General features: G+C 63.2%; 18 protein-coding genes. 3 read left to right on the top strand and 15 right to left on the bottom strand.

What is annotated here, in order from left to right:
• Positions 1–21: 21 nt before the first annotated feature.
• The 11 genes from ACWPW1_RS21955 to ACWPW1_RS22005 form a co-directional block, all read right to left on the bottom strand.
• The gene (locus ACWPW1_RS21955) at positions 22–1575 is read right to left on the bottom strand and encodes a sugar ABC transporter ATP-binding protein (RefSeq protein WP_454254024.1); all 1554 of its coding nucleotides are present in this window, start codon (positions 1573–1575) and stop codon (positions 22–24) included.
• Positions 1576–1622: 47 nt separating this feature from the next.
• Positions 1623–2570, bottom strand: coding sequence for a sugar ABC transporter substrate-binding protein (locus ACWPW1_RS21960; protein ID WP_454254025.1), 948 nt, complete (start codon positions 2568–2570; stop codon positions 1623–1625).
• Positions 2571–2865: 295 nt separating this feature from the next.
• Positions 2866–4092 (bottom strand): carbohydrate porin, encoded by a 1227-nt coding sequence (locus tag ACWPW1_RS21965; protein ID WP_454254045.1) that lies wholly within the window; start codon positions 4090–4092, stop codon positions 2866–2868.
• A 171-nt stretch (positions 4093–4263) separates the two neighbouring features.
• The gene (locus ACWPW1_RS21970; protein WP_454254026.1) at positions 4264–5190 is read right to left on the bottom strand and encodes a sugar ABC transporter substrate-binding protein; all 927 of its coding nucleotides are present in this window, start codon (positions 5188–5190) and stop codon (positions 4264–4266) included.
• A gap of 652 nt (positions 5191–5842) precedes the next feature.
• Positions 5843–6853 (bottom strand): Gfo/Idh/MocA family protein, encoded by a 1011-nt coding sequence (locus tag ACWPW1_RS21975; protein ID WP_454254027.1) that lies wholly within the window; start codon positions 6851–6853, stop codon positions 5843–5845.
• A gap of 43 nt (positions 6854–6896) precedes the next feature.
• On the bottom strand, positions 6897–8834 hold the full coding sequence (gene iolD, locus ACWPW1_RS21980) for a 3D-(3,5/4)-trihydroxycyclohexane-1,2-dione acylhydrolase (decyclizing) (protein ID WP_454254028.1): 1938 nt from the start codon (positions 8832–8834) through the stop codon (positions 6897–6899).
• A gap of 49 nt (positions 8835–8883) precedes the next feature.
• Positions 8884–9720, bottom strand: coding sequence for a TIM barrel protein (locus ACWPW1_RS21985; protein ID WP_454254029.1), 837 nt, complete (start codon positions 9718–9720; stop codon positions 8884–8886).
• Positions 9721–9745: 25 nt separating this feature from the next.
• On the bottom strand, positions 9746–11245 hold the full coding sequence (locus tag ACWPW1_RS21990) for a CoA-acylating methylmalonate-semialdehyde dehydrogenase (protein WP_454254030.1): 1500 nt from the start codon (positions 11243–11245) through the stop codon (positions 9746–9748).
• A 51-nt stretch (positions 11246–11296) separates the two neighbouring features.
• The gene (iolB, locus tag ACWPW1_RS21995) at positions 11297–12112 is read right to left on the bottom strand and encodes a 5-deoxy-glucuronate isomerase (protein ID WP_454254031.1); all 816 of its coding nucleotides are present in this window, start codon (positions 12110–12112) and stop codon (positions 11297–11299) included.
• 11 nt (positions 12113–12123) lie between these two features.
• Positions 12124–13023, bottom strand: a complete 900-nt coding sequence (iolE, locus tag ACWPW1_RS22000; RefSeq protein ID WP_454254032.1) for a myo-inosose-2 dehydratase — start codon at positions 13021–13023, stop codon at positions 12124–12126.
• A 25-nt stretch (positions 13024–13048) separates the two neighbouring features.
• Positions 13049–14986, bottom strand: a complete 1938-nt coding sequence (locus ACWPW1_RS22005; RefSeq protein WP_454254033.1) for a bifunctional 5-dehydro-2-deoxygluconokinase/5-dehydro-2-deoxyphosphogluconate aldolase — start codon at positions 14984–14986, stop codon at positions 13049–13051.
• Between the two features lie 232 nt (positions 14987–15218).
• Here ACWPW1_RS22005 and ACWPW1_RS22010 point away from each other — a divergent pair, with 232 nt between their 5' ends.
• Positions 15219–16133, top strand: a complete 915-nt coding sequence (locus tag ACWPW1_RS22010) for a MurR/RpiR family transcriptional regulator (protein ID WP_454254034.1) — start codon at positions 15219–15221, stop codon at positions 16131–16133.
• Between the two features lie 150 nt (positions 16134–16283).
• Complete coding sequence (locus tag ACWPW1_RS22015; protein ID WP_454254035.1) at positions 16284–17696, top strand: sugar porter family MFS transporter; 1413 nt, start codon at positions 16284–16286, stop codon at positions 17694–17696.
• Between the two features lie 67 nt (positions 17697–17763).
• Here ACWPW1_RS22015 and ACWPW1_RS22020 read toward each other — a convergent pair whose 3' ends face one another.
• The 3 genes from ACWPW1_RS22020 to ACWPW1_RS22030 form a co-directional block, all read right to left on the bottom strand.
• Complete coding sequence (locus tag ACWPW1_RS22020; protein ID WP_454254036.1) at positions 17764–18669, bottom strand: sugar phosphate isomerase/epimerase family protein; 906 nt, start codon at positions 18667–18669, stop codon at positions 17764–17766.
• A 112-nt stretch (positions 18670–18781) separates the two neighbouring features.
• Positions 18782–19951 carry a Gfo/Idh/MocA family protein gene (locus ACWPW1_RS22025; protein ID WP_454254037.1) on the bottom strand — a complete coding sequence of 390 codons (1170 nt, stop codon included), beginning with the start codon at positions 19949–19951 and terminating at the stop codon, positions 18782–18784.
• 15 nt (positions 19952–19966) lie between these two features.
• Positions 19967–20893 carry a sugar phosphate isomerase/epimerase family protein gene (locus ACWPW1_RS22030; protein WP_454254038.1) on the bottom strand — a complete coding sequence of 309 codons (927 nt, stop codon included), beginning with the start codon at positions 20891–20893 and terminating at the stop codon, positions 19967–19969.
• A 167-nt stretch (positions 20894–21060) separates the two neighbouring features.
• Here ACWPW1_RS22030 and ACWPW1_RS22035 point away from each other — a divergent pair, with 167 nt between their 5' ends.
• Positions 21061–22074 (top strand): LacI family DNA-binding transcriptional regulator, encoded by a 1014-nt coding sequence (locus tag ACWPW1_RS22035; protein ID WP_454254039.1) that lies wholly within the window; start codon positions 21061–21063, stop codon positions 22072–22074.
• A 268-nt stretch (positions 22075–22342) separates the two neighbouring features.
• Here ACWPW1_RS22035 and ACWPW1_RS22040 read toward each other — a convergent pair.
• Positions 22343–22643 (bottom strand): CopD family protein (locus ACWPW1_RS22040; RefSeq protein ID WP_454254040.1); only part of this gene is annotated, 301 nt, incomplete at its 5' end.

Consider the following 22643-nt stretch of genomic DNA (forward strand, 5'->3'; position numbering starts at 1 on the left):
GCGGGGAATACCCGCGGCATGCTAGTGCAATACTGGATTACCAGAAGCCAGGTGCATGACCCGCTCCTGGGTGGCTTCGCCGCGATCGAGAAAGCCGGTGACAGTACCTTCGTGCATCACCATCACCCGGTCGCTCATGCCCAGGACCTCGGGCAGTTCGGAAGAAATCATGATCACCGCCAGGCCCTCGGCGGCCAGCTTGGCGATCAGCCGGTAGATCTCGGCCTTGGCGCCGACGTCGATGCCGCGGGTGGGCTCGTCGAGGATGAGGATGCGCGGGCGGGTCATCAGCCAGCGGGCGATCAGCGCCTTCTGCTGGTTGCCGCCGGAGAGGTTGGCGATGCACTGGTCCAGCGAGGGGGTCTTCACCCGCAGTTGCTGACGCATCTCCTCGCAGAGCTGGTCGAGGCGCTGCTGCTGCACGAAGCCGCCGCTGGCGAAGCCGTTCAGCACCGCCACCTCCATGTTTTCCCCCACCGACAGGCAGGGAAAGATGCCGGTGTCCTTGCGGTCTTCGGTGAGCAGCGCCAGGCCTTTCTGGATCGCCAGATGAGGATCGCTCATGCGTATCGGTTGACCGTCGATGCGGATCTCGCCGGCGGTGGCCGGGGTCACCCCGAACAGCGTCTCGGCGACATTGGTACGCCCCGAGCCCATCAGTCCGGCGATGCCCAGCACCTCGCCGGCGCGCAGGTCGAAGGAGACGCCGGAGAACACCCCGTCCAGGCCCAGGTCGCGTACCGACAGCAGCACCTCGGCGCGCGGCGCGGTGCGCTCCGGGAACAGCTGGGTCAGTTCGCGCCCCACCATCATGGCGATCAGGCCGTCGCCGTTCAGGCTGTCGGCGGGCTGCAGACCGATGTACTGGCCGTCGCGGAACACCGCGACCTCGTCGGCGATCTGGAATACCTCGTCCATCTTGTGGGTGATGTAGACGATGCCCTTACCCTGGGCCTTGAGGTCGGCGATGATGGAAAACAGATGCGCCACCTCGGTCTCGGTGATGGCCGAGGTGGGTTCGTCCATGATCAGCACATCGCTGTCGTAGGACACCGCCTTGGCGATCTCCACCATCTGCCGCCCGGCGATGGACAGACTGCCCACGCTGTCTTCCGGGTCCAGGGCGATGCGCAGCCGGTCCAGCAATGCCTGGGTCTGGCGCCGCATCTTGCCGTGGTCCACCAGATGCAGGGCATTGAGCGGTTCGCGACCCAGCCAGATGTTCTCGGCGATGGTCATGAAGGGCATCAGGTTGAGTTCCTGGTGGATCATGGCGATCCCCGACTGCAGCGCCTGCAGCGGCGTCTCGAAGCGCACCGGCACCCCGCGCAGCCGCACCTCGCCAGCGTCGGGCTGGTAGATGCCGGCGATGATCTTCATCAGTGTTGACTTGCCCGCGCCGTTCTCGCCCATCAGCGCCAGCACGGTGCCGGGACGCACCCGCAGCTGCACGTGGGACAACGCCTTGACGCCGGGAAACTCCTTGGTGACATCGACGATTTCCAGCAGGTATTCGCTGGGTGCAACCGTGGCCGCAGGGGCGGGAGCTGTGGCAGGGGTGGCGGAACTGAGCATGATCACGATCTCCTCGCCGGCCGTGCTGAGCCGGCCGGCGGTTTAGGTCATTGATGCTGGAACTGCTGATAGTTGTCCGGGGTAACGAGATGCACCGGGATCCAGAGATCACCCTGTAGCGCCTGGTGCTGGGCAAGCTTGACGGCAGCGTCCACGGCGCCGTTGCCCATGGCCACAGGATCACGCAGCACCGTCACGGTAAGCTGCTTGCGCGCGATGGCGGCGAGACCATCGGGAGTGCCGTCGATACCGCCCACGGGAATGTCCTGACGGCCAGCGCGTTGTAGGGCCATGGCCGCGCCAATGCCCATCTCGTCGTTGTTGGCCGCCACGGCGTCGATCTCGCGTCCGCCCAGCAGCCAATTGTTCATCAGGTCCAGCCCCTTCTCGCGCTGCCAGTCGCCGGATTGCTCCTCCACCACCTTGATATCCGGGTACTTGGCCAGTACGTCCTTGACGCCGGCAGTGCGCTTGCGGGTGTCGTCATGGGCCAGGCGGCCAAGAAGGATGGCGAGGTGACCCTTGCCGCCCATCAGCTTGGCCAGATACTCCATCTGCAGCTGGCCAATGGCGCGCTCGTCGGTGCCGACGAACACCACCCCGGCGGGGAAGTTCTCCACCTCCGGGCGGCTGTTGAGGTAGACCAGGGGGATGCCGGCGGCGGTGGCACGCTGGGTGATCTTGCGGGTAGCGGCGGTATCGGCCGGATTGACGATGAGCACATCAACCTTCTGGGCGATGAAATTTTCGACATGGCCCAGCTGCCGGACCACATCACTGGCGGAGTCTTCGATCTGCAGGGTGGCGCCGCCCTCTACCTGTTTGGCCCGGTCCTGCATGGCGCGGACCAGGTAGGCGATGTAATTGTCGAGATTGCCGACGGTGACGCCGATGCGCAACTCGGCCGCGGCGACACCGCTGTAGGTCAATAGCAGGCCAAAGCAGCAGGCGAGAGGAATGCGGACAAGCAGTGACGCCAGCGAAGCGAACGACATGATCACACCTTCTTATTCTTGTAGAGGCGAGTGCAGACGACCGCCTCATGGCTCTAGCCAGTGACCCGACTTTGATTGGAATATATTTTCCAGTCAATATATTTTTGGAATTTTTTACCGTAAGAGCCAATCAAAAAAAAAGCGTATCTCGTCGGACTAGAGCCGTCTGCGGCTACTTTATTGCCAGCTCCCTTTCATTTCGCGATCTCTAAGCAAAAAACGCCACGTTCTCTACCCGAGAACGTGGCGTTTCTGTCAGACGCCCGGGTTATGACCCGGTGGTACTCGACCAGGCCTACCACCACTGCTCGATCTGGAAGCCAACGTTGGATCCATGCAGATCGTTGCCGAAGCTACCGGTGCTCGACAGCGCGGAGCCGGCGTCGAATTCATCGGCTGCCTGCTGAGCTGCCCGGTTCCAGGCGGCATAGGTGTAGAACAAGCGGAATTCGGGACGCGACTTGAATTCCGGACCTTTAGGCGACCAGGTCGGTGCCAGGGTCAGCTTAGTCAGCTTGCGGGTGCCGCCGGGAGCCTGCACCTGGTCATGACCCAGTTCGGTGGAGAACTTGAACTGGTCGGTGATACCGTAGACCACGCGGCCGCCCAGCGAGGTCCAGCGCAGGTCGTTGCCATTGGGACGCTCGTCCTTCTGGTACACCGCGGCGATCTGGCCACCCCAGTAACGGCTGATCTGCCAGTCGAAGTAGTCAACGACACGATAGGAGACGTCGGCACTGCTCAAGGTGGGGTCGCCTGTGCTGCCCAGGGCAGTGCCCGGACCCTGGCCGCGCTGTACGGCAAAGGTGTTCACGCCACCCCAGCCCATGAAGTTGGCCTGCTTGTGCTGCAGCGTCACCGCGACACCACTGTTGGCGTTGGGCTGGTTGCTTGGCTTGTCTAGATAGCTGACGCCAATCTCCAGGGAGCCACTGGGGTTGGTGTTGAAGCCCGCGACGTTGAAGTCAATGCGGTTTTGGAAGTCCTTCTGGTTCTGGTTGTCCTTGCGGGAGAAGGCAAGGCTGTACTTGAGACCGCCGATATTAACGTCCTCGATACCGCCGCCGGTGGCGCTCTGGTTCCAGTAGAAGAAGTCGTTGATATGGATGTCGTTCCGTTTGTAGTAACGACGGCCGGCCCAGAGGCTGCCGCCGTTTAGGGCAGCGATGTTGTTCCAGTAGGCATAGGCCTGGGGCAGTCTGATTTCGCCGTTGTCGCCATTGAAAGTCGGCGTGCGGTCGTAACGGTTATTAAAACTGACCATGCCGTAGGCCCCTATCGCCGAGCCGTCATCAAGGGTCAAGAAGTCCTGCTTGGCCGAAAATTCGCCATACTGTTCGCATTCATTGCCCAATCGGTACTTGGCTTGTGCGCCTTGCAGTTTGAAACACCGCATGGAATCGGAACCGCTAGAGTCACCGAAACCTCCCCGTAGATATCCAGTGGTTTCCACAGCGTAGGCAGAGGTCTGTATGACCGCTATGACCCCGGCCAGACTGATAACCTTCTTCGCAAAGCTCATATTTTTCGCTCCATGATCGATATTGTTTTTATGGCGGGTGCAGCGCGGCGTAACGGCCACGCGCACGCTCGCCGCAACCAAGGCGGTTGCGACCGAACGGCGGGTGTAGAGATCTAGGGGACTGCGAGGATATTTCTGAGGCCGATAGCCCGGCCTCAGAGGTGCGGGGTACTACTTGAGCATGGCCTGAAATTCGGCCACGTTTTCCGGAGTAATGAGGCGGTAGGGAATGGTCACGTTCTGCTCAACGCTTTCCTTCTTCGCTAATTTCTCGGCCGCGTTAATCGCACCTTCTGCCTGACCGCGAGCATCTTGGTACACCGAGACACTCATCAAGCCACGCTTGATCGCTGCAAGTGCATCGGGCGTGCCATCCACGCCGCCGACCAGTACGCCCTTCTTGCCGGCCTGCTTAAGCGCCATGGCTGCACCAATAGCCATTTCATCGTTGTTCGACAGGATGCCATCGATCTCCTTGCCTGCCAGCAGCCAGTTGCTGGTCAGATCCATGCCCTTGTCGCGCAACCACAGGCCGGTCTGCTCTTCGATAATCTTGATACCAGGGTACTTACCGAGGATTTCCTTGAAGCCGGCGGTCCGCACCTGGGTCGAGTTGTTGGACAGCTCACCGAGTAGAATGGTGACCTGACCCTTACCACCCAATTTATCGGCGATATATTGGGCCTGGAGATGCCCCGCTTCCCGATCATTGGATGTCACCGTCACCACGCCGGCGGGTAGCTTGGGATCGTCCGGCTTTCGGTTGACGAAGACGAGGGGAATGCCGGCCTTAGTCGCCGACTCGATCAAATTACGGGTGGCCGCTGTATCCACCGGGTTTACGATCACCGCATCGACGTTCTGGCTGATGAAGCTCTGTACTTGGTTGAGCTGCTTGACCACATCGTTACGGGCATCCTCAAACTGCAAGGAAATCCCGTCCTGCTTGGCTTTCTTGCTCATGTTCTCGCGCAGGTAGGTGAGATAGTTATCGTCGAAGGTGGGCATGCTCACGCCAATCTTCATATCGGCGAGCACAGAGGTGCTGGCCAGGAGCAAAGACACGGCTAGGGCGGCGAGGCGAGGTTTGCAAGGCATGGACAACACTCCGTTCTGGGGCTGGATGAAAGAAAGATTGCGCTGGACCGTAGCAAGGCTCTCCGACTGTCCAGGCCGACCGAAGTCGGTATCGCCGGGCGGAGTGAGCTCACAGTCGAATCAGCCGCGGGTCACTTGAGTCGATAGAGGACAGGTGCGCCGGGCATGGCGCCAATCACTGCATCCGCTTGCTCGTGGCTGCACAGCCGGAGCAGCCAACCCAGGATGGCCGGGAGGGGCGGGGATGATTGGACCGCAGAGGGGGAACTGACCGCAGGAGATAGGGACGTTTTCATAAGAAGGCACCTGATCTTGTTCTTGTTGGTGACGCCTTGGCCAAGCGGCTTAAGGTCGTATTCGTACAGCTACCTGGGAGCACTCTATTGGAATTTTATTTCCAATACAAACCATTTAGAAAATATATACAGATTGGCTTGATAGGGTTAGATAACCGTCCCAGAGGCGTTCTTCCAGATATGGGCCGCGCTCGTTTGGCGTCTGACCGCCAACTGCCGAGCGCCACGCTGGAACGTACCTGGACCACTTACTTTAGGGCACGTCTTGGCGCTAGCACGCAGAAGCACTTCTGACGGTGATGGCCGATTTCAGTGTCCGAAGTACCCTGCCCCGGTAGGATCGCCATCGGTTTCGCTCAGCTATAGAACACCGGCCGGCTGGGCAGACTGATGGGCTCGATGGCGCCGCTGTCCTGGGCCCGGATACAGGCATCGGCGGTTACCGCGGCGATGTAGCCGTCCCAGGACGACGGGCCGGTCAGCTGGCCGGCGGCGAGGTCGTCGATGAAGGCCTGCAGCTCCACGTCGTAGGCGGCGATGAATCTGTCCTTCCAGTCCATGAGGATCTCGTTGGACAGCCGCGCCTCGCTGCGCAACTGCACCGAAGTCGGCTCCGGCAGGCGGGCGATGCCGCGCTCGCCGACGATCTCGCACTGGATGTCGTAGCCGTACTGGCAATTGACGAACACCTCGACGTCGATGCGCACGCCCTTGGCCGTTTCCAGCAGCACCACCTGGGGATCGCGCAGGTGCTCGCGCGCGGCGGGCGCCTTGCGCGGAAAGACCACCTGGGCGGAGACGTAGTGATCGTCCAGCAGCCAGGCCAGCACGTTGATCTCGTGGATCAGGGTGTCGGTGATGGCCATGTCGGTGCTGTAGTGCTCGCTCACCGTGGGATTGCGGTGAGCGGCGTGGATCATCAGCGGCGCGCCGATGCGATCGGCGTCGACCACCGCCTTGAGCCGGCGATAGCCGGCGTCGTAGGGCCGCATGAAGCCAACCTGCACCAGGCGCCTGCCGTGGGCCTGCTCGGCTTCGACGATGCGCCGGCAGCCCTCGGCGGTGGTCGCCAGGGGCTTTTCGCAGAACACCGGCTTGCCGGCGGCGATGGCCGCCAACACGTATTCCTCGTGGGTCGGGCCCCAGGAAGCGACCAGCACCGCCTGGACGTCCGCCGCGGCGATCAGCGCATGGCCGTCGGCATAGACCTCCGCGGTGATGCCCAGCTCCTGGACCACCCGGGCGGCCTGTTCGGCGTTGATATCGGTCACCGCCACCACGCGACTGCCCAGCAGGGTGTGGCTCAGGCGGCGGATGTGTTCGCGGCCGATGGCGCCGGTCCCGATGACACCGATGTTCAAGGTCATGACTTCATTCTCCGATTTGGACTTGTTGTGGAGTGAGCGGCGATCAGTACTGGCGGGCCTGGGCGGTCTTCTCCTTGAGCATCCGCGAGACGGCGGCGATCTTTTCGCTGGTGGAGACCTCGGCGCCCCCCACCCGCCACCAGGACAGGTACTTGTGGATCATGGTCTTAGGCAGCACCTTGATGTCGATCAGGGTGGAGACGGTCTGCTGGCGGGCATCGGCCAGGGCGGCATCGAGTTCCTCCAGGGTCTTCACGCGATAGGTCTTGCAGCCGTAGGCGGCGGCGCTCATGGCGAAGTCCACCGGCACGAAGTCGCCGTCGAGCCGGCCGGTCTCCGGATTGCGGTAGCGGAATTCGGTGCCGAAGCTGCCCATGCCGTGTTCCATCTGCAGGTTGTTGATGCAACCAAAGGTCATGTTGTCGAGCAGCACCACGTTGATCTTGCGCCGCTCCTGGATGGAGGTGGCCAGCTCCGAGTGCAGCATCTGGTAGGAGCCGTCGCCGACCAGGGCATAGACCTCGAGCTCCGGCTCGGCCAGCTTCACGCCCAAGGCGGCGTTGATCTCGTAGCCCATGCAGGAATAGCCGTATTCCAGGTGGTAGGTGTTGACCCCCTTGCTGTGCCAGGCGCGCTGCAGGTCACCCGGCAGGCTGCCGGCGGCGGCGACGATGATGGCGTCGTCGGCCAGGCGCTCGTTGAGCCGGCCCAGCACCTGGCTCTGGGTGAGGCAGGAACCGGTCAGGCGGACGAATTCCTCCAGCACCGCGCGCGGCAGGTCGTCGTCGATCTCCGGGACGAAGTCGGCGCCGGTGTAGCCGGCCGCATAGACCCGCGCCACCTCCTGGTGGTACTGCTCGCGGGCATCGCCCACCTGCATCCCCCAGCCGGCGCGATAACCCGTGGCGCCCAGCGCCTCGGTCAGGGCAGTGAGCGCCTCGCGGGCATCGGCTACCACGGCCAGGCCGTCGAGCTTGCCAGCGTCGAAGGCGGCCACGTTGAGGTTGAGGAATTCCACCTCGGGATGCTGGTAGAGCCATTTCGAGGAGGTGGTGAAATCGGTGTAGCGGGTGCCGACGCCGATGATCAGATCCGCCTCCTTGGCCAGCAGGTTGGCGGCCAGGCAGCCGGTCTCGCCGATGCCGCCGACATTGAGTTCGTGGCTGGAGACGACCGCGCTCTTGCCCGCCTGGGTCTCGGCGAAGGGAATCTCGAAGCGCTCGGCGAAGCGCTGCAGGGCCTCGGCGGCGCCGGAGTACTTCACGCCACCGCCGCAGATCAGCAGCGGCTTGCGCTTGCGCCCGAGCAACTGCACCGCCTCTTCGATGGCGGCGGCCACCGGCGGTCGGCGATCCAGGCGGTGCACTCGCTTGGCGAAGAAGTAGTCGGGATAGTCGTAGGCCTCGCCCTGCACATCCTGGGGCAGCGCCAGGGTCACGGCGCCGGTCTCGGCCGGATCGGTCAGCACGCGCATGGCGTTGATCGCCGCGCTCATCAGTTGCTCGGGGCGGTTGATGCGATCCCAGTACTTGCTTACCGCGCGGAAGGCATCGTTGGTGCTGATCGACAGGTCGTGGAATTGCTCGATCTGCTGCAGCACCGGATCGGGCTGGCGACTGGCATAGACGTCGCCGGGCAACAGCAGCAGCGGGATGCGGTTAGCGGTGGCGGTGGCCGCGGCGGTCAGCATGTTGGCCGCGCCCGGACCCACCGAGGAGGTGCAGGCGTATATCTGCCGGCGCAGCTTCTGCTTGGCAAAACCGGTGGCGGCGTGGGCCATGCCCTGCTCGTTGCGGCCCTGGTGCACCACCAGGTCACCGGCGTCCTGCTCCAGCGCCTGGCCCAGGCCGAGCACATTGCCGTGGCCGAAGATGGTGAAGACGCCGGCGACGAACTTGGTCTCGACGCCATCGACGCTGAGGTACTGGTTGTCGAGAAATTTCACCAGGGCCTGGGCCATGGTCAGACGTTGGGTGCTCATGGATTCACCTTTTGTTATGAGAGTCGCGGGCGGTGGCGGTGCGGCAGGCTCACGCCGACGCCGCGGTGCAGCTTAGCCGCTCCTGCAACAGGCGCATGCTCTGCGCCAGCGCCGGCGCGACATCGGGTAGCGCGTGGACACTGGCGGCGAAGGGTTCGAAGGACAGCGCACCGCGATAGCCATCGTCCAGCAGGCGCTCGAGCTGGGCCGCATTGCCCAGGCGGTCGACCGCCTCGACCAGCACCCGATGCGCATCGCGCAGTTGCGCGACCGGCACCTGGGCGGCTACCCCGGAAAGATGCACCAGTCCGGTCAGCTCGGCGAAGTACTCGGTCTCGCCGGCCAGGTGGTGATGGAAGGTATCGTGTACCAGGCGGAAGACGTCGAGTCCGCCGATGGCGCGGATGGCCTCCACCGCCTGGCGCTTGAGGCGCAATGCGCTCTCCGGAAAACCCAGCGGCTCGACGAAGCCCAGCACGCCGTGGTCGCGCAGGATCGGCGCCAACTCGCTCAGGGCGGTGCGCAGCTCGCGGGCGCGCTGGGCGGCGTCGCGGTGATCACCACTATCGTTGAGCGGGCAGAGCACCAGTCCCTCAGCGCCGCAGTCCCGGGCATAGGCGGCCAGCCGCAGCGCCTGGGCGCGGCGTTCGTCGTTCCAGACGTCGAAGGGATAGAGCGCATTGATCGACAGGATGCGCAGGCCCGCGGCCTGGCACAGCGCCCGCACCTCGGTCGCCGGGGTGCCATCTTCCAACTCGACGCCGGGGAGATCGTTGCGGATCTCCACGGCATCGCAGCCCAGCTGCCGCGCCAGTTGGAGGAAGGCCGGCAGCGCGAGGGACGGCGCCACCATGCGGTTGAGGGCGAAACGCAGGGGTCGATTCATGGCAGCTCCGGCAGTGTGGATGGAATTACTTGGCAGTGGGCATGCTGAATTCGGCGCCCTTGGCGATGCTGTCGGGCCAGCGCTGCATTACGCTCTTGTAGCGGGTGTAGAAGCGCAGGCCTTCCTCGCCATAGGCGTGGTGATCGCCGAACAGCGATCGCTTCCAGCCACCGAAGGAATGCCAGGCCATGGGCACCGGGATGGGCACGTTGATGCCGACCATGCCCACCTTGATGGTGCGGGCGAAGGCGCGGGCGATGCCGCCGTCACGGGTGAAGCAGGAGACGCCGTTGCCGAATTCGTGGGCGTTGATCAGTTCCACCGCGCTGGCGAAGTCCGGTACCCGCACGATGCCCAGCACCGGGCCGAAGATCTCTTCCTTATAGATGGTCATGTCCGGGGTCACGCCGTCGAACAGGGTGGCGCCGACGAAAAAGCCATTCTCGGCGCCGGGCACCTTGAAGTTGCGGCCATCGACCAGCAGCCTGGCGCCCTCTTCCACGCCCTTGGTGATGTAGCCCTCGACCTTGGCCTTGTGCTGGCCGGTCACCAGCGGGCCCATGTCGGCATCGGCGTCCACGCCGTTGCGTACCCGCAGGGCGTCGATGCGCGGCAGCAGTTTCTCGATCAGGGCATCGCCCACCTCACCCACCGCCACGGCGATGGAGATGGCCATGCAGCGCTCGCCGGCCGAGCCGAAACCGGCACCGATCAGGGCGTCGGCGGCCTGGTCCAGGTCGGCGTCGGGCATCACGATCATATGGTTCTTGGCACCGCCAAGGGCCTGGACGCGCTTGCCGCGGCGGGTGCCTTCCTGGTGGATGTATTCGGCGATGGGGGTGGAGCCGACAAAGGAGATGGCCTCCACGTCCGGGTGCTGCAACAACGCATCCACCGCCACCTTGTCACCCTGGACCACGTTGAACACGCCATCGGGCAAACCGGCCTGCTTGAGCAGCTCGGCCAGCAGCAGGCTGGCGGAGGGATCGCGCTCGGAGGGCTTGAGGATGAAGGTGTTGCCGGTGGCCAGCGCCATGGGAATCATCCACAGCGGCACCATCACCGGGAAGTTGAAGGGGGTGATGCCGGCGCACACGCCCAGCGGCTGGCGCAGGTTCCAGTTGTCGATGCCGCCGCCGATGTTGTCGCTGTAGCTGGTCTTGGCCAGGTGTGGCGCGCCGCAGGCGAATTCCACCACCTCGATGCCGCGCGTCACCTCGCCCATGGCGTCGGACAGCACCTTGCCGTGCTCGCGGGTGATCAGCGCCGCCAGTTCCCGGTGGTGCTGGTCGAGCAGCTCCTTGAAGCGGAACAGGATGCGCGCCCGGCGCAGCGCCGATTGCTCGGACCACTCGGGAAAGGCCGCCTTGGCCGCCGCCACCGCCTGGTCCACGGTCTGCGCCGTGGCCTGGGCGACCCGCCCCTGGACCACGCCCTCGGCCGGGTTGAAGACGTCGCTGAAACGCTCGGCCCGGGTCGAGACCGCGCCGTTGATGTAGTGCCCGATGACGGGGGTGTCGCTCATGTCCTGAATCCTCGTGTCCTGGGGTCGCCGCCACGGCGAATGCGAAAGGGGTTAGCGAGTCAGCAGCCACTCGTGCTGCGGATCGTTGTGGAATTTCCAGACGCGCCGGGGGCCGGCCATCACGTTGAGGTAATAGGACTCGTAGCCATAGGGCACGCTGACCGGGTGATAGCCGCGCGGCACCAGCACCACGTCGTGGTCTTCCACCGCCATGGCCTGGTCCAGGTCACGCTCGTCGGTGTAGACGCGCTGGAAGACGAAGCCCTGGCCCGGATCGATGCGGTGGTAGTAGGACTCCTCCAGCAGACTCTCCGCCGGCAGGTTGTCGCGGTCATGGCGATGGGGTGGATAGCTGGAGGAGTGCCCGGACGGGGTGCGCACCTCCACCACCAGCAGCGAATGGGCCGCCGCCGTGTCCGGCAGGATGTCGCAGACATAGCGGGTATTGGCACCCTTGCCGCGGGTGGATCGCTGCATGCTCGCCGGCTCGATCAGCCGCGGTGGCAGCCGGTCCGCCACCAGCGGATTGCCGGGCGAGGTGCAGATGGCGATTTCGGCGGTGCTGTCGGCGGTCACCCGCGCCTCGCTGCCGGGCGGCAGGTAGGCGGCATAGGGCGAGACGTCTTCGAAGACGCTCTGGCGACCGGCCAGCCCACGCCAGGCGAAGGCGCCCAGCTGCGGATGCCCGCCCTCGATACTGGCGCCGCCGCTGAGCAGCACGATGCAGACCTCCAGATCACCCGCCAGCACCGGCAGGGACCCCCCCGGTTGCAGGCGATGGGCGGCGAAGCCGACATAGTCCAGGGCGCCGGCCGGGACGCTGACGATGTCGCGGGCGCTACGGTCGGCTTTGACGAGCAGATTCATCGGATTCCTCCTCAGGCAGTGGCCTGCGCCACCAGCTGGCGCAGATGGTCGTAGCCCTTCTTGGCGTATTCGTAGGCCGGCGCCACGGCCGGGTCCTGCTCGGCTTCCACCACCAGCCAGCCTGAGTAGCCGGCGGCCACCAGCACCTTGAGCAACGCCGAGAAATCGATGTCGCCGTCACCCGGCACGGTGAAGGTGCCGTTGAGGATGCAGTCCGGAAAGCTCCACTGGTTGTTGCGCGCCAGCTGCACCACCGCCTTGCGCACGTCCTTGAAGTGCACGTGGCAGACCCGGTCGATATGTTGCTGCAGCACGCTCAGGGGATCGCCACCGCCCATGTAGCAATGGCCGGCATCGAACAGCAGGCCGACGTCCGGAGAGGTCAGCGCCATCAGCCGGGCGATGTCCTCGGGCGCTTCCACATAGGCGCCCATGTGGTGGTGATAGGCCAGGCGCAGGCCCTGGCTCAGGGTAAAGGCGGCCAGGCGATCGAGCTTCTCGGCATAGGCCTGCCAGGCGGCGTCGCTGTGGAAGCGCGGCCGTTCGATCAGCGGCCGGCGCTGCCCCTGGATGGAGCCGGCCACCTCGCCGTAGACCAGCACCCTGGCGCCGTTCTCGGCCAGCAGCCGGCAATGCGGACGGATCGCCTCGATCTCGGCCTCGACATCCCGGTGCGCCAGGCCGCTGGAATACCAGCCGGACACCAGCTCCAGGTCATGCTGGCCGAGTACCTCGCCCAGCGCCTTGGGCTCGCTGGGAAACTTGCCGCCCAGTTCGAAGCCCTGGAAGCCGATTTCCTTGCCCTCGCGCAGGATGGTCGCAAGCGGGGTGTCGCCGCCCAGGGCCGGCAGGTCGTCGTTGGCCCAGGAGATGGGGTTGATGCCGATCTTGAGTTGTTGTTGTGCGGTCATGTCAGCCTTGCTCGTCAGGAGGCGATCAGGCGCGGGCGTCGCGCCAGGCCTGGATCAGGAATTCGAAGTTGCTGCGGATCTGCGCGATCAGCGCGCGGTCGTCGATCTCGCCGGCCAGCCAGGCCCGACTCGGCTGGGCGAAGATGGTCCGGCCCACGGCGAAACCCTGGCAGCGCTGGCTGGCGCTGGCCTGCCGAAAGCCTTCGGCCAGCTCCTCGGCCGGGGCGTTGAGGCCCAGCAGCACCACGCCCTGGCAATGGGGATCGCGTTCGGCGATCAACTGGTCGAGTTGTCTCCAGACGGCGGCCGGCTGCGCCTCGATCTTCCACCACTCGGGATAGATGCCCAGGTTGTACAGCCGCTTGATGGCGCGATAGAGCACGTCGGGCCGGCTGGACGCATGGTTCTTCGGCGGGATGACCTCCAGCAGGAGTTCATGACCGCTGGCCTGGGCCGCCTGGTACAGCCCCTTGAGCTGGGCCTCCTGCTCAAGGCGCAGCAGCGGCTCGTCATCGGGGTGAAATTGCACCAGGCACTTGATGATCTGCTCCTTCGGCCAGCTCAGCAGGGTGCTGCCCACCGAACGGCCGTGCTCGAAGGCCAGCGGCCGCGAATTCTGCAATTCCACCGGCCGGGCGATCCACCAGCCACGGCCGCTGGCGGCATTCAGGGCGTCCTGGCCGAAGCGCTCGTCGGCCAGCAGCCCAACATCCGCCGCCACGCCCTGCCCCGCCAGCGCCTGCTCGACCTCGGCGATGGCCTGGACGAACAGTTGCTTGAGCGCCGGGATCCGCGCCGGATCGGCCCCAACCTGCTGGGCGCTTTCCACCAGCTGGTAGCGGTGGTCGAAGGCGAAGATGAACAGTGGGCGCCAGTCCCGCTGCAGGGTGCCGACCCGATGCAGGCGATTGAGCGTGGCATCCAGATCCGGCCGGGTGATGGGCACCGGGCTGGCGAACAGATAGTCCAGCTCCGCCAGGGTCGGCATGGCCGGGGCGCAGGCATGGCGCGACACCACCAGTCCGCCGCAGGCATTGGCCAGCCGGCAGCATTCGGCATCGTCGCCGCCGGTGAGCCAGCCGCGCAGGAAGCCGGACATGAAGGCATCGCCGGCGCCCAGCACATTGAGTACCTCGACGCGGATGCCTCGATGGATCTCGCCGTCCTCGAGACGCGCCGGGATGGCGCCGTGGAGCACCGTGCAGCCCTGGGCGCCGAGCTTGACCACCAGGGTCGCCGCGGTCACCTCGCGGACCCGGCGCAGGGCGGTGAGCAGGTCTTCGCTGCCCCCGGCGATCTGGAATTCCTCCTCGGTGCCCACCACCAGGTCGAAGCGCGGCAGGATGCGCTGCACATGGGCGCTGACCTCGGCACTGGCGATGAAACGGGTCTCGCCATCGGCCTTGCCGGTCAGCCCCCAGAGCACCGGGCGGTAATCGATGTCCAGCACCCGCTTCACGCCATTGCGCTCGGCGTAGTCCAGCGCCCGGCTGCTGGCCTGGAACACGCCTTCGGTGGAGAAGTGGGTGCCGGTGATCAACAGCGCCTTGCTGCTGGCGATGAAGGCCTCGTCGATGTCGTCCGCGCCCAGCGCCATGTCGGCGCAATTCTCGCGATAGAACACCAGGGGAAAGGTCTCGCGGTCCTTGATGCCCAGCAACACCAGGGCGGTCAGCCGCTCGCGATCCACGGTGATGCCGCGGGTGTCGCAGCCTTCGCGTTGGAGGGCACGGGTCAGGAAGCGCCCCATGTGGTCGTCGCCGACCCGGGTCAGCATCGCCGACTTCAGCCCCAGGCGCGCGGTGCCGAAGGCGATGTTGGCGGAGGATCCCCCCAGGTACTTGGCGAAGCTGCTGACATCCTCCAGCGGCGCCCCGATCTGCTGCGCATAGAGATCGACCCCCAGCCGTCCGAGGCAGATCACGTCCAACTGGCGCCCGCTGGCGAAGAATTGGTCACCCATGGGTGGCTCCTGCTTATTGTTATCGCCGCGATCGCCGTACCAGGATCGCCGCTGTTCGGAATGAACCCAGGCTAAAACGCAAAAATTTAAAAATCAATAAAATTTTTTCAAAAGATAAGGTGATAGAATTTTTTTTCTACACGCGTATCCTGCGCCCTTCTTATTTAGGTCTTCGACGATTTTGGGGGAATGCGCTACCTTGCCGACAGTACAGAGACAAGAGAATCCAGCGATGTCATCCGAGGCACTCCCTGACAACGTGGTCGCGGGCGGTTCAAACGCCGAACCGCCCGTGAGCGTCGAAATGCTGTTGGCGGCCATCGCCAATGACTATGAGGCCTTACCACGCCAGCTGAAGCGGGTAGCCGTATACGTCAGCGAGCAAAGTGATCGGGTGATGGTGGACCGCATCAGCCACATTGCGAGCCAATGCGAGGTGCACCCCTCGGCTATCGTCCGATTTTGCCAACGATTCGGATTTAAGGGTTTCAGCGAGATGCAGGCGCTGTTTCGCGAGGCCTACACCCACAAGACCACGCCGGTGCAGAACTACCAGCAGCGTATTCGTACTCTCATAGTCAACAAGAGCAAGAACGAAAGCGGAAGCGATCTCGCCCGTGCATGCATCGCCGCTACACGCAGCGGCATAGAGCTGCTTGGGGAGGAGCTGGACGACGCGGCCTTTGATCGAGCTATCGACCTTTTGGTTGATGCGGAGAATATTTATGTTGTGGGAGTGCGCCGCTCTTTCGCGGTAGCTGACTACCTTGTCTACAATCTCCAGCACACCAAGAAGCGCATCCACCTCATCACCGGCCTGGGCGGCGGCTATCGCGAGCAGATGCGCAGCATCGCTCAAGGCGATCTGCTGATCGCTATCAGCTTCAGCCCCTATGGCAAGGAAAGCCAGCAGTGCGTGCGCATCGCCCAGCACCACAAGGCCAAGACACTGATCATCACTGACAGCACCCTCTCTCCCCTGGCCAAGCGCGCCGACGGCCTGCTGTTGGTTAACGAGGGGAGCGCTTTCGCATTCCGCTCGCTGACCGCCACCCTGTGCCTGTGCCAGGCGCTGTTCCTCGCCCTTGCCTATCGTCTCGAGCTGAAGATGGACGATATCAAACTGGCACAGGATGACGAGGACTGAGGGCCTCTAACGCCTTTTCAAGATATGGCATAAACCGAAATTTAAAATCCAAATAACAAAAATTTGGAATATTAATTCCATTAACACCTTGGAATCGGTAACCTCTGGCCATCCTCCTCAACAGCACAACGACAAGACAAGGGGTTGGCCATGGATACCACGAGAGCATCCGCCCTTAAGGCGGCACCCGCTGCCGCCACACCAGGCGAAAGCCGACGCAAACTGCAAGTCATTACTACCCTCGCCACCTTCGGTGGCCTACTGTTCGGCTACGACACCGGTGTCATTAACGGCGCCCTGCCCTATCTCAACCAAGATTTCCAGCTCACGCCCCTCACCGAGAGTCTGGTGGTCTCCGCCCTGGTGTTCGGTGCGGCCATCGGCTCGTTGGCTTGTGGCAAGATCTCGGACCGGCACGGCCGTCGGCGCATCATCCTGCTGCTCTCGGTGATCTTCATCTTCGGCACCCTGGGTTGTACCTTCGCGCCGACCATGGAGGTAATGGTCGCGGCCCGCTTCGTGCTCGGCCTGGCGGTCGGGGGCGCCTCGATCACCGTTCCCGTCTACCTAGCGGAAATGTCACCCAAGCAGCTACGCGGCCAATTGGTCACCCGGCAGGACTTCATGGTGGTCACCGGTCAGTTGCTGGCCTTCACCAGCAACGCCGCCATCGCGCACTTCTATCAGGGCGAGCACACTTGGCGCTGGATGCTGGTGGTCGCCACCCTGCCGGCGGTGGTCCTCTGGCTCGGCATGCTGGTGATGCCCGAATCACCGCGTTGGCTGGCCTCCAAAGGACATTTCGGTGAGATGCTGCGTACCTTGCGTCAGGTCCGTGAAGCCCATCTGGTGCACGCTGAGGCCGAAGAAGTCAGGCAACAGGCAGAAGAGGACGCCAAACAGCAGGAGGGCGGCTGGCAAGACTTGAAGACGCCTTGGATCCGGCGCGTGTTTTTGCTCGGGCTCGGGCTGGCTGCGGTCCAGCAGATCACCGGGGTCAATTCCATCATGTACTACGGCACACAGATCCTCACCGAGTCGGGCTTCGATACCCAGGGTGCCCTGATCGCCAACATCGCTAACGGCGCCATCTCGGTCGTCGCCGCGCTCTTCGGCATTTGGCTGCTCGGCCGCGTCAACCGTCGCCCCATGCTGCTGATCGGCCTGCTCGGCACCACCGTATCGCTGCTGCTCATCGGCGTACTCTCCCTGCTGCTGCCGCCCGGACTGGTGCGTGGCTTCACCATCCTATCGCTGACCGTGGCCTTCCTGGCCTTCCAGCAAGCGGCCATCTCGCCGGTAACCTGGCTGATGCTCTCGGAGATCTTCCCCATGCGCATCCGCGGTTTCGCCCTGGGCATGTCGGGCTGCATGCTCTGGCTGGTGAATTTCCTGGTCGGCTTCTTCTTCCTGCAACTGGTGGCCTGGTTCAGCATCTCCACCACCTTCTTCATCTTCTTCGCCCTAGGCATCCTCGCCCTGCTGTTCGTCCATCGCTACCTGCCGGAAACCCGCGGCCACTCCCTGGAGTCGCTGGAGCGCTATTTCCAACAGCAACGCTAAAGGCCCTAGCCAAGCAAAAGCCCGGCCTGCAACTGCAGGCCGGGCTTTTTCGTTACACCACGGAGGGTCAGCGTGGCCAGTACTTGTCCACGTACTTCTGGATCTCTTGGCGCATGAAACGACTGGACTCGTCAGCTCGCTCCTCCCAGCCGAACACGCAGGAGGTGACGATGCCGTCGAAGCCCACCTGCGCCAGGGAAGAGAAGAACAAATCCCAGTCGATCTCGCCCTGGTACATGTCCATGTGCTGATGCACGGTGACCTGAGCACCGGGCGGATTGATGATGTAGCGCAATCCGGACGACGCCTTATGATTCCAGGTATCGGCGACATGGACATGATTGATGAGCGTGCCAGCATCCTTAATCATCTGCGCCATGTCGTCACCGAAGTAGAAGGTATGGGGCGCACAGTAGAGAAACTTGACGTTGTCCGAGCCGATGCTCTTGAGCATGTCGACGGCCGGATGCAGGGTCTCGCACCAATCTTCGGGATGGGGTTCCACGTTCAGGGTAATGCCCTCCCGCTCGAAGATGGGCACCAGCTCCTCCATGGAGCGCCACCAGGCTGCCTCGCTGGTTTCGTGGCTGTGGCTACCGCCGCAACAACTGATTCGATGACCCCGCTCGGGTGAAGGACCGCGGCCGAACTCCGAATTCATTGTGTCGCAGCCCATCTCTACGGCCACCTGGATCGCTTCCTTCCAATACCCTACGGCAGCCTGCCGCTCGTCCTCATGGGGGCTCGCCCAACGGTACATGGGCAGCAGCGAAGCCAATTGCACACCATGGTCCTTGAGCGCCTTCTTGAACTCGGCGACACGCTCCCGGTGTGCGCGCGGTCGTTTCCACCAGGGCAGAAAATCATCCCGCGGCGCCAGCTCGATATAGTCGAAACCCGCTTCCGCGACATGGCGGCAGGTCTCTGCTAGGCTCAGGTTGCGGAACATGTAGGGATCTATGGCTATTTTCATTGTGTTTTCCCCTTGTCTTGAAACTCGTGGAATAGAAGACCGGCCCCAAAGCGGAACCGGTCTTGGGCGCTAGGCGCTGTCGGCAGCTGACCTTTGCTCGGCTACCTTCGGCCTAGTAGTCGATCCACACCCCGCCGCGATCGGCCGACTCCACACAACGCTCCACCCAGCGAACCCCCTCGACACCGGCATGGATGTCCGGATAGCGGATCTGCGCCAGTGCCGCGGTATCGCCACGGTTGGCGGCATCCATCGCCAGGGCGAAGCGGTAATAGAGGTTGGACCAGGCCTCGAACAGGCCTTCCGGATGTCCGGCGCCGATGCGGTCGTCCAGCAGGGCGCTGGCGTGCAGATAGCCCATGCCACGCTCGAGCACCTGGGCCGGCTGCCCCTGCACCTCGAAGCTCAGCTGGTTGGGTCGCTCGTCCCACCACTCCAGGCTGGCCAGGGAGCCGATCACCCGCACCTTCTGACCGTGCATGGAGCCGGCATTGACCGCGCTGGACCAGACCCAGCCCATGGCACCGCCCTCGTATTCCATCAGGGTGTAGGCGTTGTCCTCCAGTGGCGCGCGGCTCTTGACGAAGCTCTGCCGGTTGCATTGCAGCCGCTTGATCTTAAGCTCCGGCAGCATGGTTTCGGCGATGTACAGCGGATGAGTGCCGACGTCGCCCAGCACATAGCTAGGCCCGGCCAGGCGCGGATCGACCCGCCACTTGGTGGCCTCGCTCTGCGCCTCCACCGGCGCACTGTGGAAACCGTGGGCGAATTGCATGTGCACCATGCGGATCTCGCCGAGCTGGCCCGCGGCGATCATCTCCCGCGCCTGCTCGATGAGCTGGTGGCCGGCATAGCCATAGGTCACGCCGACGATGCGGTTGTGCGCCTGAGCGATCTCGCGCAGAGTCTCGGCTTGCGCCAGGGTGAAGCACAGCGGCTTCTCGCAGACGACATGGAGGCCCGCCTCCAGGGCGGCCTTGGTGATGGCGAAGTGAGTGCCATTGGGAGTTGCCACGGAAATCGCCTCGACACCATCCTCGCGCTCGGCTTCCCCAGCGATGAGGCTCTGGTAGTCCGCGTAGCAACGCTCGGGGGCGACGCCCAGAGTTTCGCCGAAGGCCTGCCCGCGGGCGGGATCTATGTCGAAGGCGCCTGCAACTAGGACGAAATTCTGGTCACGCAGGGCGGCGGAGCGGTGGATATAGCCGATCTGGCTGTTCATACCACCACCGACCATGGCCCAGCGTATGGGGCGGGAAAGACGCTTGCTGCCGTTGATCATTTTGGTGAGTCCTTGTTATTGGAAACCGGCACGGGTGAGATAGGCGCGGCTCTCAGCCACGTCCTCCAGGCTCCCCTTGGCGTTGCGCGGATCGCGCTCCTGTTCCACGGTGATGTAGCCCTGATAGCCCAGCTCATCGATCAGCGTCCGCAGCGCGGGATAGTCGATGACACCCCGCCCGATAGGGCACATGACGCCCTGGGCACAGGCCTCGAAGAAGCGAATGCGTTCGTTCAGCACTTGATCGAACACTCCTTGGTCGATGTCCTTGAAGTGCAGGTAATCCAGGCGCGAGGCGTACTGCCTCAGGGTGGCGGCTGGGTCCATGCCGGCGTAGTAGAGATGACCGGTATCCAGGCAGAGGCCGGCGATTTCGTCTGGAATATCGTCCACCAGCCGCGCCAGCTCGTCGGCGAACTCGATATACCCACCCGCATGAGGATGGATCACCGCCCGCACGCCATACTCGCGCCAGGACAGGGTGGCGATGGCACGGATGTGCGCCATCATGGTGTTCCAGGCCGCATCGTCCAACCGCGGCGCGCGATCGGAATGACCAGCAGAATAGTCACGCTCGTCGTGGCCCCAGTCCATCACCACCAGATAGGGCATCGGAAAGCGTTGCCCGGCTTCCTGGTGCACCGCCGGCAACTGCTTGAGCAGGGCGCAGATGTTGTGGGTCTGGGTCAGCAAGGAGGGCAGATTGGCCGGATCGACCAGGTCATCGAAGATGGTGCCGGCCACCACGTGCAGGCCATTGTCACTCAAGGCCTGGCCGACCTCGGCGGCATCCAGTGGTAGGTACCCATAGGGTCCCAGTTCGATGCCGCGGTAGCCGGCCTGGCCCGCCTCGCGGAGCACTTGGCGCCAGGGCGGCAGGAAGGGATTCTTGACGTCATCGACGCCCCAGCAGCAGGGCGCGGTGGAGATGTGAATAGCCATGGAAAGACTCGCTGTTGTTGTTGTAGCGCCGGAGATAAGCGTGGTTCCGATGCTAAGACCGGCTCTTCGAGGCTGCTATAGTGCCGGTCGCGAACCTGTCAAAACCCCTCAGCTTCAAGTTGGGAGCCTTTCATTTCATGTCAGATTCCATTGGGCGTCGGCCTACTATGGCCGACGTCGCTCGAGAGGCCGGCGTTAGCCTTTCAACGGTCGATAGGGTGCTCAACCTGCGCGCAGGCGTGCGGGCAGATACCGCGCAACGCATCGCCCGCGCCGCGGCCAAACTCGGTTTCCATGCCCAGGGCGTCATCGAGCAGAGGCTCCGGCACGACAGACCGACGATCCGCCTCGGCTTCCTTTTGCAGAAAAGCGGGGTGGCCTTCTACCAAGGCCTGGCCCAAGCCCTAGCTGAAGCGGCTGCGGCGACTGCACGTGCCCGGGTACGGTTGATGATCGGATATCTCGACGATTTGGACCCGCTAGTGGTGGCTAGGCGCATCGAGGCGCAGCGCGGCGAAGTCGATGCACTCGGCGTAGTAGCGGTCGATCATGTGGCTGTGCGCGAAGCAGTGTCTGATTTGTGCTTAAACGGTATGCCCGTACTAGCGATGATTTCAGAGTTAGCTAGTCGCGCTGGCGTGGGTTACATAGGGGTTGACAACCGACGGATGGGGCGGGTAGCTGGCTGGTTTATTACTCATCTTGCGAGCAAGCCAGGATCAGTAGCGGTCATGGTCGGGAGTCAACGATTCCAGTGTCAGGAACTCTGCGAACTTAGCTTTCGTAGCTACATGGCCAGTTCGGCCGAAGAATGGGAACCATTGGCTTCGCGTCTTACATTGGAGGACGAGCACTATGCACATGCGAACACTTTAGATTTAATTAGCGCTTATCCAGATCTTGTTGGACTCTATGTTGCTGGCGGTGGCATTGAAGGTGTTATCCGAGCTTTAGAAGAATTGCGAAGTATTAAAATCAAGTTGCCTATCGTCGTATGCCACGATCTTACGCCTGTCACACGCGCTGCGTTGACTCAAGGTCTAGTCCAAGCAGTCATATCTCATCCGGTAGAAACGTTAGCACGCAGAGCTATCGATGCTTTAGTAACCTCGGCGCTTGAAAAAGAGCAGCCAGGCTACAATTTGTTGCCTTTGCAAATTGATGTTCCTGAATCGCACTAAATTAATTAGACAGGAGCTTCCCACCAGGTCCCTGCAGATCGACCGCCGGGGCCTTGCAATAGCTCGTATCGTCATGCCAGCGGCGTGGTCAGGGGAGCCGCCTGCAGCAGACATCTACGCCAGCTACGCCAACCGCGCATCGGGAGGCGGAAATGCGCGTACTGGTAATCTGTTAAACGCATCGAGCACTGACCACCTACTCGAAACAAGACCGCCAAGCATGCTAAGCCTGACTCCGACCTCATCCAAGGATTTGGATCCGCGCGTGCTACTTCCAAGGCTTCAGTACCGCAAAGACAGCAATCGTCATAGAAATCGCAAGGACTATAGGTGCTAGGGATCTGCCAGCTCCCAGAGTCTGATTTTCAGCCCGTCTTAGTCGCCCCGACTGAACGCCATGTAAGCTGGACAAAATGACGATGAGCACCAGCTTGGCCTGGAGCCAGTGGTCGGCAAGCCAATGAGCCGTCATGGCGAGCATGAAGCCCAATACCCAGACCAGCAGCATCGCCGGAGTGGTGACTGCCCGATCCCAGCGCCGCACCCTGGCAATGGCGACCGTGCCGGGT

The organism is Pseudomonas sp. Marseille-Q7302 (genome assembly GCF_965111925.1).

Bases quoted from the DNA above. Each gene is read 5' to 3' on its own strand.
- ACWPW1_RS21955 (WP_454254024.1), bottom strand. From the start codon at position 1,575: ATGCTCAGTTCCGCCACCCCTGCCACAGCTCCCGCCCCTGCGGCCACG.
- ACWPW1_RS21960 (WP_454254025.1), bottom strand. From the start codon at position 2,570: ATGTCGTTCGCTTCGCTGGCGTCACTGCTTGTCCGCATTCCTCTCGCC.
- ACWPW1_RS21965 (WP_454254045.1), bottom strand. From the start codon at position 4,092: ATGAGCTTTGCGAAGAAGGTTATCAGTCTGGCCGGGGTCATAGCGGTC.
- ACWPW1_RS21970 (WP_454254026.1), bottom strand. From the start codon at position 5,190: ATGCCTTGCAAACCTCGCCTCGCCGCCCTAGCCGTGTCTTTGCTCCTG.
- ACWPW1_RS21975 (WP_454254027.1), bottom strand. From the start codon at position 6,853: ATGACCTTGAACATCGGTGTCATCGGGACCGGCGCCATCGGCCGCGAA.
- iolD (WP_454254028.1), bottom strand. From the start codon at position 8,834: ATGAGCACCCAACGTCTGACCATGGCCCAGGCCCTGGTGAAATTTCTC.
- ACWPW1_RS21985 (WP_454254029.1), bottom strand. From the start codon at position 9,720: ATGAATCGACCCCTGCGTTTCGCCCTCAACCGCATGGTGGCGCCGTCC.
- ACWPW1_RS21990 (WP_454254030.1), bottom strand. From the start codon at position 11,245: ATGAGCGACACCCCCGTCATCGGGCACTACATCAACGGCGCGGTCTCG.
- iolB (WP_454254031.1), bottom strand. From the start codon at position 12,112: ATGAATCTGCTCGTCAAAGCCGACCGTAGCGCCCGCGACATCGTCAGC.
- iolE (WP_454254032.1), bottom strand. From the start codon at position 13,023: ATGACCGCACAACAACAACTCAAGATCGGCATCAACCCCATCTCCTGG.
- ACWPW1_RS22005 (WP_454254033.1), bottom strand. From the start codon at position 14,986: ATGGGTGACCAATTCTTCGCCAGCGGGCGCCAGTTGGACGTGATCTGC.
- ACWPW1_RS22010 (WP_454254034.1), top strand. From the start codon at position 15,219: ATGTCATCCGAGGCACTCCCTGACAACGTGGTCGCGGGCGGTTCAAAC.
- ACWPW1_RS22015 (WP_454254035.1), top strand. From the start codon at position 16,284: ATGGATACCACGAGAGCATCCGCCCTTAAGGCGGCACCCGCTGCCGCC.
- ACWPW1_RS22020 (WP_454254036.1), bottom strand. From the start codon at position 18,669: ATGAAAATAGCCATAGATCCCTACATGTTCCGCAACCTGAGCCTAGCA.
- ACWPW1_RS22025 (WP_454254037.1), bottom strand. From the start codon at position 19,951: ATGATCAACGGCAGCAAGCGTCTTTCCCGCCCCATACGCTGGGCCATG.
- ACWPW1_RS22030 (WP_454254038.1), bottom strand. From the start codon at position 20,893: ATGGCTATTCACATCTCCACCGCGCCCTGCTGCTGGGGCGTCGATGAC.
- ACWPW1_RS22035 (WP_454254039.1), top strand. From the start codon at position 21,061: ATGGCCGACGTCGCTCGAGAGGCCGGCGTTAGCCTTTCAACGGTCGAT.